General features: G+C 48.7%; 11 protein-coding genes and 1 pseudogene. 11 read left to right on the top strand and 1 reads right to left on the bottom strand.

Going from position 1 to position 9,048, the window contains the following annotated elements; translation table 11 throughout:
* From SY1_RS10305 to SY1_RS10265, 9 genes and pseudogenes are all read left to right on the top strand, one after another.
* Window positions 1–395 (top strand): hypothetical protein (locus SY1_RS10305; RefSeq protein ID WP_208873737.1); only part of this gene is annotated, 395 nt, incomplete at its 5' end.
* 37 nt (window positions 396–432) lie between these two features.
* Entirely contained in the window at window positions 433–651 is a 219-nt protein-coding gene (locus SY1_RS10300) for a hypothetical protein (RefSeq protein WP_243440664.1), read from the top strand.
* A gap of 71 nt (window positions 652–722) precedes the next feature.
* Window positions 723–1,388, top strand: a pseudogene (locus SY1_RS10295) (polymorphic toxin-type HINT domain-containing protein); the annotation flags it as partial.
* A gap of 111 nt (window positions 1,389–1,499) precedes the next feature.
* The gene (locus SY1_RS10290; protein WP_208873733.1) at window positions 1,500–4,058 is read left to right on the top strand and encodes an ankyrin repeat domain-containing protein; all 2,559 of its coding nucleotides are present in this window, start codon (window positions 1,500–1,502) and stop codon (window positions 4,056–4,058) included.
* A 79-nt stretch (window positions 4,059–4,137) separates the two neighbouring features.
* Window positions 4,138–4,422, top strand: a complete 285-nt coding sequence (locus SY1_RS10285; protein WP_208874047.1) for a polymorphic toxin-type HINT domain-containing protein — start codon at window positions 4,138–4,140, stop codon at window positions 4,420–4,422.
* 147 nt (window positions 4,423–4,569) lie between these two features.
* Window positions 4,570–4,965, top strand: coding sequence for a hypothetical protein (locus SY1_RS10280; RefSeq protein ID WP_208873731.1), 396 nt, complete (start codon window positions 4,570–4,572; stop codon window positions 4,963–4,965).
* A gap of 15 nt (window positions 4,966–4,980) precedes the next feature.
* Window positions 4,981–5,667, top strand: a complete 687-nt coding sequence (locus tag SY1_RS10275) for an ankyrin repeat domain-containing protein (protein ID WP_208873729.1) — start codon at window positions 4,981–4,983, stop codon at window positions 5,665–5,667.
* A 112-nt stretch (window positions 5,668–5,779) separates the two neighbouring features.
* Entirely contained in the window at window positions 5,780–5,944 is a 165-nt protein-coding gene (locus SY1_RS10270) for a hypothetical protein (protein ID WP_208873727.1), read from the top strand.
* A 45-nt stretch (window positions 5,945–5,989) separates the two neighbouring features.
* The gene (locus SY1_RS10265; protein WP_208874046.1) at window positions 5,990–6,256 is read left to right on the top strand and encodes a hypothetical protein; all 267 of its coding nucleotides are present in this window, start codon (window positions 5,990–5,992) and stop codon (window positions 6,254–6,256) included.
* Window positions 6,257–6,263: 7 nt separating this feature from the next.
* Here the strand turns inward: SY1_RS10265 and SY1_RS10260 are convergent, their stop codons facing one another.
* A complete protein-coding gene (locus tag SY1_RS10260) occupies window positions 6,264–7,637 on the bottom strand; it encodes a hypothetical protein (protein ID WP_015556974.1) in 1,374 nt (457 codons plus the stop codon).
* Between the two features lie 618 nt (window positions 7,638–8,255).
* Here SY1_RS10260 and SY1_RS10255 point away from each other — a divergent pair.
* Window positions 8,256–8,681, top strand: coding sequence for a hypothetical protein (locus SY1_RS10255; RefSeq protein WP_208873725.1), 426 nt, complete (start codon window positions 8,256–8,258; stop codon window positions 8,679–8,681).
* 154 nt (window positions 8,682–8,835) lie between these two features.
* Window positions 8,836–9,048 (top strand): RHS repeat-associated core domain-containing protein (locus SY1_RS10250; protein ID WP_208873723.1); only part of this gene is annotated, 213 nt, incomplete at its 3' end.

The raw sequence follows: 9,048 nt of genomic DNA, 5'->3' as shown, positions 1-9,048 counted from the left end.
TGGCCGGACATGGCATCCTCTCCACCGCGGGGGGATTGAATTTCTACGCAGCGTTGGGGGTGCTGGTGCCTCGTGCGGGAGCAATTGTAATTCTGTCTGTCATCAATTACATTACACTGGAAACGATCCTTAATGGTCATATCTTAATGTCCGATCTCCTCAGGGAGATTGACCTGACATTAGTAAAAGCATTTTTAGACAAAACTGTAAGGGAGGTTTTAAAAGAAAGGCTGGGAAGAATTAGACACGCTTTTCGACCCCCGGGCGGTCCAAGTTGGGATGATCCAGTTCTACTTGATATGACGATAAGGGAGGTGCTTAAAAAAGCACAGTCTGGAGCGAGAGCCTGGCGGAACATTTGGAAGTTGTTGATTGACGGGCGCTTCAAAAAATAAGGAGGCAATCATGGAGCAGTTTATAAGATTTCTTAACATGCTTGAAGAGAAAAGCATTTACTATCGGCTCAACAAAGTTCGACCAGTAGGTGTAATGGTAGAAATAGCAATTCCTGGAGAACGCTGGGAAGTCGAGTTTCAAGATGATGGTTCTATAGATATCGAAAAATTTAAAGGCGATGGAGAGACCTTTACGTGTACAGATCTTAATCAATGTGAAGAAATTGACAAACTTATTGAAGAATGTTCTGACTAAAACTGATTGAGTGATTCCCGGCTCTGCCGGGAATCACGATAAAAGACATAACGTAATAGACCGGCGAGAGGGCGCTGAAGGCGGTCAAGGAGGTCCTCGTCCGGGAGAACGACGAGCTGTTGCACATCGAGCTTGGCAGCGATGACGTCGACGCGACGACCAGCCACCCGTTCTACGTCGTGAGCAGGGGCTGGGTAGCGGCAGGAGACCTGGCGGTTGGGGACGCGATCCAGGCACTCTCCGGGGATGCGGGGGTTGTAACGGGACTGAAGTTTGAGAAGCTGAACAAACCGATCTCTGTCTACAACCTCGACGTCGAGGACTTCAACTCCTACTTCGTCGCCGGCGGCGTGCTGGTGCATAATAGGTGTGGGTACGCAAAGCATCATTCGATCCCTAAATACTTGGGTGGAGATCCTAAACAAACGTTAACAGAACTTCCAACAGAGGTTCATCGTAGTATCCATGCCGCTATAGATAGTTTTGAAAATGGAAAATTTTCAAGATGGCTTGGTGGAGGGCACTTCACAAACCTTCTCAAAACGGATCCCACTTTTAAGAACCAAGTCATCAATGCTTTAACAGAAATTTATAAAAAATATGAGAGTCATTCTGGACTGATGGAGGATTTTCTGAAGAATGCCGAAAAATATCTCAATAGTTATTTAAGGGATATTCGAGAGAAAACTCTAGTCGCAAACATTCTCCTTCGAATCCTGTGGTCCAGATCAGTTTAATTTTAGATGCATAGTTTTATCAAGACTGAAGAAACAACGTCATTCAACCTCATACCCTGTCTTTATTTTTTATATTGAGAAGTCAGGGTATGGAGTTGCTCAGGCAGGTATTTGGAGGAGATTTTGTTCATGACAAGTCCGGAAAAATTTGTGGAGCTTTGCAAATACGGTTCTGTGCAACAGGTTCGGGAAGCAATTCAGACAGGTATCTGTATCGATGCCAAAAACCAGAACAACCGGACGGCTCTAATGGCAGCCGCAGAAGAAAATTTGGACCCTGAAATCATTAACATGCTGCTTCAGGCTGGTGCGGATGTCAACGCAAAGGATGAGGATGGCAATACCTCGCTGATTCTGGCGGCAACAAGGAATTCAAATCCCAAGGTTGTCGACACGCTAATCCAAGCTAGTGCAGATACTGAGACGAAGGATAATTACGGTGGTACGGCTTTGATTATGGCCGCGATGAAAAATATAAATCCAGAAATTGTCAAAGTTCTTCTTCATGCAGGAGCGGACGTCAATGCGAAGGACAAACGTGACAAAACAGCTTTGATGCATGCTGCAATGAACAGCACCCCTGAGATTATCAAAATTTTGCTTTTTTCCGGTGCGGATATTGAAGCAAGAGATCAATACGGTAAGACAGCGTTGATGTATGCTGCAAGAGACGGCACCCTTGGTGCGCTCAAGGTATTACTTGAAGCGGGCGCAGACGTTCACGCAAGAGACGAAAACGACAGCACTGTACTGATGGCGGCAGTACAGTGGCTTTTTATAGACAAAAGGCCGGAAATTGCCGAGATCGTCAACCTCCTGATCCAGTCCGGTTCGGATGTCAACGCCCGGGATAAGGATGGTAATACAGCGCTGAAGATGGCCGCGAACTCCAAAGAGCTTGAAGTCGTCAATCTCCTGCTTGAAGCGGGAGCGGACGTCAATGCGAGGGATAAAGACGGCGCGATGGCGTTGCACTCTGCTGCATTCAATGGCACTCCTGGTGTTATCAAGGCGTTGCTTGAAGCGGGAGCTGACGTCAATGCTAAGGTAGAGAAGAGTTTTAATATTGGCATGACCCCGCTGCTATACGCACGATCCTCCAGAGCCGTCGAGGTGCTGCTCAAAGCTGGTGCGGATATTGAGGCCAGGGACGGATCCGGTTCTACGGCACTGGTGTTTGCGGCACGAGAGGGCAGGCTCGGCCTCATGAAGACGTTGCTTGACGCCGGAGCAAATCCCGACGTGAGGGATTCGTATGGAGACACGCTGCTGACGGTTGCTGCAGATAGTGCCCCCAACCCCAAAATTATCAAAGCATTGGTCGATATCGGCATGGATGTCGAGGCGAGGAACAACGATGGCATGACGGCGCTGATGATGGCGGCGAGATGGAACTCCCTTCGTATCGTGAAAACCCTGCTTGAGGTGGGGGCCAACGCGAACGCGAAGCTTGAAGCCAGTACGACAGCAATGACAACGGACACGGCAGATGGTGATATCTTTGCCGCTATCATCAATAACAAGACGACGGATGTCCCCGTAAGTGCAGGGACGACCGTATTGATGTTGGCTGCGTTGAATAGCCGGAAACCGGATGTTGTGAAGGCGCTGCTCGATGCCGGTCTGGACGTCAACGCACGGGATGAAGAGGGTCACACGGCATTGATGCTGGCCGCGAGGTGGAACACATCCAGGATTGTCGACACGCTGCTCGATGCGGGGGCGGATATCGACATAAGGGACACGGATGGCAGACGTGCTGCAGACTATGCGCAGGAGAACAAAAATTTAAAGAGCCGGTATGTTCAAACCCGTCTGGGAGCTGAGGCGGGAGGAATACGACAGTCTGACGAGGGTTCTGGGAAGGATGTGGCTCCAATGATGCAGTTCATTAAGAAGATGCTGAGAAAGGAAGGTTCGGACAGAAGCGCCACTGAATCGTACCGAAAAGCTGCGAACGAGGGAGATGCGGAGGCTGCGCGCAAGCTTGGGCTGCTGTATCACGAGGGAGATGGAGTGAGGCGAAACTACAAACAGGCTGCAGAGTGGTTTCGCAGGGCAATGGAAGGAGGCGACGCATCTGCGCCGCGCTACTTGGGTCTTATGTATGCGAATGGTAATGGAGTAGGTAAGGATTATGCAAAAGCAGCGGAGTGCTTTCGCATAGCAGGGGAGCGGGGAGATGCCTGGGGGCAGTACAACCTCGGAGTATTGTATTACGGAGGCGAGGGGGTAAAGCAGGACTACGGGAAGGCCGTGGAGTGGTATTGCAAGGCGGTCGAACAAGGTCTTGCCTCGGCAGAGTTCAACCTTGGCTTGATGTACGAACAGGGTTGCGGAGTGGCTCGGGACTATGCGAAGGCCGCGGAACTGTACCGAAGAGCGGCGGAGCAGGGAGACGCCGCAGCACAATGCAATCTTGGTTTCTTTTACAGTAAAGGTTGGGGGGTCAAGCAAAACAACATAGAAGCGGAAAAATGGTATCATAAGGCTGCAGAACAGGGAGACGCTACAGCGCAATGCAATCTCGGCCTGATGTATGAGAAGGGAAAGGGTGTAGAGCAGAATCATGAGGAAGCCATAAAGTGGTACCGTAAGGCCGCGAGGTTGGGGAACCCTGACGCACAGGCCAGGCTGGAATTGATAAATAAAACAAAAAAAGGCAAATAAAATTGATATAAGCCCTGCAACTTGACAATAAAATTTTACGCAACGCCGGCGAGCTGGCGCTGAAGGTCGTCAAGGAAGTATTTGTCCTGGAGAACGGCGAGCTGCTGCACGCAGGGGCTGGGTTGCTGCAGGCGACCTGGCGGTTGGGGACGCGATCCGGGCACTCTCCGGGGATGCGGGGGTTGTAACGGGACTGAGGCTTGAGAAGTTGGACTCCCCCATCCCCGTCTACAACCTCGACGTCGAGGACTTCAACTCCTACTTCGTCGCCGGCAGCGTGCTGGTGCATAATAAAAAGTATCCATCGGGTAAGGATTTTAATAGCTACGAACGAGATCTAAGTTTGAAGACAAACAAAATCTAATAACTGACATGATCTCTGAACTTAGCATTAGAGGTCATGTCAGCTTTAAGAGGGGAACGAAATTTGTATACAAGGATTATCGTCAGAAATAAACTTTTATTTCCAGGGAGTGTTCGCTCGAATGCTATAAGCTTGTTTCATGAATCAGTGGAAGAGCTGCTCCCAGCCTCTATTGAAGGGATGTCTGCACAAACAATATTGAGAGAGTTGTTTGAGGACGAAATTGAAACCTGTGATATCCCCAGCTCTATGCTTTATCAGAAATTTTTATCGACCAAGTCAAGTTTTATGGAAAATGAAGAATTCCATGTGATGTATAGATTCAATGATGAATTTGCAATACGCTTAACGCACCATATAGATCTACACCATCTGGCTCTTTCGGATGATGAGTGGGGAATCTTGGCTTCCATTGTTCCGTGGCATTATGTTGACAGTTGTTGTTTTCTTGGCGATACATGGTGGGAAACTGACAATGAAATACTCGAGAACATAAATAAAATGACGGTAGTGAATTTTCTGAAACGATATAAAGGGTATTGAATGCCGAGTGGAATGATGAGTTCAGGAGAAATTCGTTGCTTCGGGTCTGTTCAACAGGTTCGCGATGACATCAATAGGGGGGCCGATGTCAATGCAAAAGACCAGGATGGTACGACGGTACTAATGATGGCAGTACAGTGGTGCAGAGATCTCGATGTCATCGATGCCCTGCTTCAGGCTGGAGCAGACGTTAACGCAAAGGACGCATGCGATATGACGGTGCTGGAGTATGCCATAGGATGGAATGCGAGCTATGAGATCATTGCACTGTTGGTCAAAACTGGAGCGAATGTTAATGCAAGGAATGAACACGGCCGAACAATGCTGATGTATGCTGTGTTATGTAATAGAAAGACTGCAATTCTCTCTACTTTGATAAAAGCTGGTGCAGATATTGACGCGAGGGATCATAACGGTCTGACCGTACTGATGTATGCTGCAATAAAGAGTATGGCTTCTGAGACTATTAACATATTGTTAGATGCCGGATCCGACATGAACGCAAAGGGCGAAGATGGTATGACGGCGTTGATGCTTGCTGCAAGGTGGAACTCTCCTGGTATCGTCGAAACGCTGATCGATGCTGGCGCAAATGTTGACCTGAAGGATCATGAGGGCAAGCGGGCCATTGATTATGCGCAGGTGAACGAGAGGATAAAGGGAACGGATACGCTCAAACGCCTGGAGAACGTGAGCAGGTAAAGCGAGCGCTTTAAGCAGCTTCGGTAACTTGACAATGGAATAGAATGTCTGTGACAGACTCGCGACGGAGGCGGGGTTCAAGCGCATCGACGAGGCCCGGTCCGGGGATCGGGTGTGGTCGTACAACGTCGAGACCGGCGAGCTGGCGCTGAAGGTCGTCAAGGAAGTATTTGTCCTGGAGAACGGCGAGCTGCTGCACGCAGGGGCTGGGTTGCTGCGGGCGACCTGGCGGTTGGGGACGCGATCCGGGCACTCTCCGGGGATGCGGGGGTTGTAACGGGCCTGAAGCTGAAGAAGCTGGACTCCTCCATCCCCGTCTACCATCCCCGTCTACAACCTCGACGTCGAGGGCTTCCACTCCTACTTCGTCGCCGGCGGCGTGCTGGTGCATAATGGGTGTGGAAAAAGTACTCCTGGTAATAATAAAGTCCAAAACAAACAAGCAAGAGATATTGCAAAACGGCTCCAACTTAACGATCCAGCTAAGAAGCGAGAGTTACATGATCTTATCTCTGGACAGGGATACAGTTTTCAGGAAGCACTTGAAACAGCAAAGTTTTTCTTTGGTCAAAATAGTTATCTGACCTAAAAATTTATCATGTTGTTGCCCCCGAATGGCTCGAGTGGCGTTTTATTAACCGTTTTACAAAATCCCTTGTTTCATCATAAGAATCATACAGGCACTCCTCAAGGATTGTATCCGGCAAAACCCCGCAATGGTGCATGGCTTTTACAATATAGTGTCTGCAAAATGCACAGTCGCCTTTTTGATACACTCGAAGGAGAATGGGAAGCGCGTCCGCAGAACGGTGACAGGTGTATATAGCCCCAATATCCATTTGGACGTGATGCGGGATGACGGTCAGTTTTCCGATCAGTTCGGCAATGAGGGTATCGTCAGCTTTGTTATAGTTCTTTTTCAACAGAGCAAGCGCAAAGGAGCTCAAGCCCTTCCTCTTTAACAGCTGAAATGCCAGATCATGCAATTTTCGATTCCTGATCCTTTTCAGGCAATCTATTGCGCTACTTGCCAGCAGTTCGTTTTCAGACTGAGCGTAGTCCATGAGCAAAGAGATATCCAGCGGAAATGATCTGTCCCAAAACATTGCCAACAACAGACCTTTTATCGATTCCTCCTCTTCATGGGAAATCGCATCTGCCAGATCCAAGACTTTGGAGTCGGATGCGTTTAAAAAAAACGCACGCCTGTGTCTAAGTATTTCACGAGGCCGCGGACATCCACTGGCTACAGATTGCGCCGCAATTTGCCGTAGATCGCCAACAGTCAAATTCTCTTGTCTGTCCCGAGCATTGGCAGACTCTTCTGACTCGATCCTGGCCTTCAATGTATCCGCAAGCGCCCTGACGGCTGCCGAGCGTTCGTAATTTCTCTCGAAGAATGCGGTGATCCTCTTTTCTCCGAAAGTGTCTCTGGCCCTAATTTCAAACCATCCGCCATATATGACCTCGTTACCGGGATCGCGCAGAAGGATCCTGCCGACGTCTTCCGCGTAGCGTTTGAACGCAGAAAAACCATCTAAGTACATGAGCTGACAAACAACATCATCCCATTGTTCGCCCTCATGCATGTACGGGATATCTCTGAGCCGCCCCTGTTTCGACGCGAAATAGTCGTATTTGGAACGTAAGGCCTTCGTGGCATCCTCACTTCCGTCATACGCAAAACGATATAGAATCGCCGACAGTTGATAAAACAAACCGTCGGAGCAGCGCGAAAAAAATTTTTCTATGATTGCCTCCTCGTAATATTCCGGTTCCCTGGACGTCAAGAGGGCCTCGTATAGATAATACCCTCTCGTTCCTTCCGATTGCCAGTCGTATGAAATGTCACGCAAACAACAGCGCAGGAGTATGTCTCTATACGCTGCTTTATTCTCGACATTTTTCAATGTGACAATTGCGCTGCCCAAACCGCGGCGCAACGCCTGCGAAAAAGTTCTTTTGGTCATAGGTTGTCTACATGATCTTCAAATGCGGCACAGCCTCTCCAGTTTACGCGTACCGGAGCCGTTGAAGACAGGGCACACCAACCTGTTGATATCTCTGGACTCAAAATAAAACGCCTCTTTTCAATCGCCCGATTTTTTCGCTCTTGCAATCTCGTGCGTCATTACCTGATGATTAGATGATTATAAGGGAAGAAGACAAATTTTTCCATATTGTTTTCCTCGCTCCTCTTTTCTTTTATAGAATTCCAGCAGAACTACCTATTGTCATAAAACACTTGTTCATATTTTACTGAAACAGTTTAAAAAGAAGTGTGTTTTGAGGCATAAGGTTGGACTCGTTTAACATTTGGCGGCGACGCGCCCAATGCAGACCCTCTGAACGAATATCCTCCGAACACAGGCGCGAAGCGGCCCTCCAATGGGTTTGTTTCACGTTTTTTGTTTTCTCGGCGCAACGGTCCTCCCCTATGTAGGCGGTAGGCGTGAGATCGGGGGCCGCGCGGGGCAGGGGCGAAGAAAGGAGCGCCAGAACATATTTAGGTTATTCGATTTTCTGGACTCAGAGTGACGCAGTAACCATTAAATTCTTGCTTCAGTCTGTTATCAGGAGGGGATACTGTGCTGGTAAAGTATTCTAGAACATTTAAATGCTATCCCTTTAGCTCAATATTTGGCCCGACGTCATCTTCAAAACAATTAACCAAGGGGAAAATTTATCTGGTCATTGAATTATACCTTGATTTTGAAAGTAGTAAGACGTCTTATAGAGTTTTAAATAATGAAGGGGCCCCGACAATTTATGACGCTGATGGCTTTGAAATCGTTTCAGGAAACTTGGATGGATATTATTGGGTGCAAGACAGGGATAACTATATAACAATAACACATAAATTGATTTTCGAGGCTGGAAAAAATACATTTTGGGAAGTATATTTTGATGATCCCACTGATGAGGAAAGGACCCTATTAGGCAACGTAGTAAAAGATTTATCTTTCAGAGAAGGAATACCAACGCCAACGTTGGAACGCAGGGAGTACTCATGAAACTGCTCAGCATCAGGGTATAATACAGCAGCCAATTGCTTATATCTATGCTCAATCTTAAATTACGGTAACTTGACAATAGATAGAGTTCGCAACTCCAGGGAGACAAACGGTAGCGTATGTAACCACAGACGACGGCCACGGCTCGGTACGGATGCTGGCGAACGAGTCGGGACAGGTGACGGACCGCTGGACGTACGACGCCTGGGGGGAGACGACGTCGCGCACGGGCGTGACGGAGAACGACTACCAGTACGCGGGAGAGCGCTTTGACCGGACGACGGAGCTGTACCAGCTGCAGGCGCGGTACATGGACCCGAAGACGGGGACGTTCCTGAGCCTGGACCCGCACCAGGGGAGGCGCCAC

The sequence above is a fragment of the Fretibacterium fastidiosum genome (assembly GCF_000210715.1).
Classification (GTDB): Bacteria; Synergistota; Synergistia; order Synergistales; family Aminobacteriaceae; genus Fretibacterium; species Fretibacterium fastidiosum.
The sequence above is the reverse complement of the archived record's forward strand: the minus strand, read 5'-3'. Positions and strand labels throughout refer to the sequence as shown.

Bases quoted from the DNA above. Each gene is read 5' to 3' on its own strand.
- SY1_RS10300 (WP_243440664.1), top strand. From the start codon at position 433: ATGCTTGAAGAGAAAAGCATTTACTATCGGCTCAACAAAGTTCGACCA.
- SY1_RS10275 (WP_208873729.1), top strand. From the start codon at position 4,981: ATGAGTTCAGGAGAAATTCGTTGCTTCGGGTCTGTTCAACAGGTTCGC.
- SY1_RS10260 (WP_015556974.1), bottom strand. From the start codon at position 7,637: ATGACCAAAAGAACTTTTTCGCAGGCGTTGCGCCGCGGTTTGGGCAGC.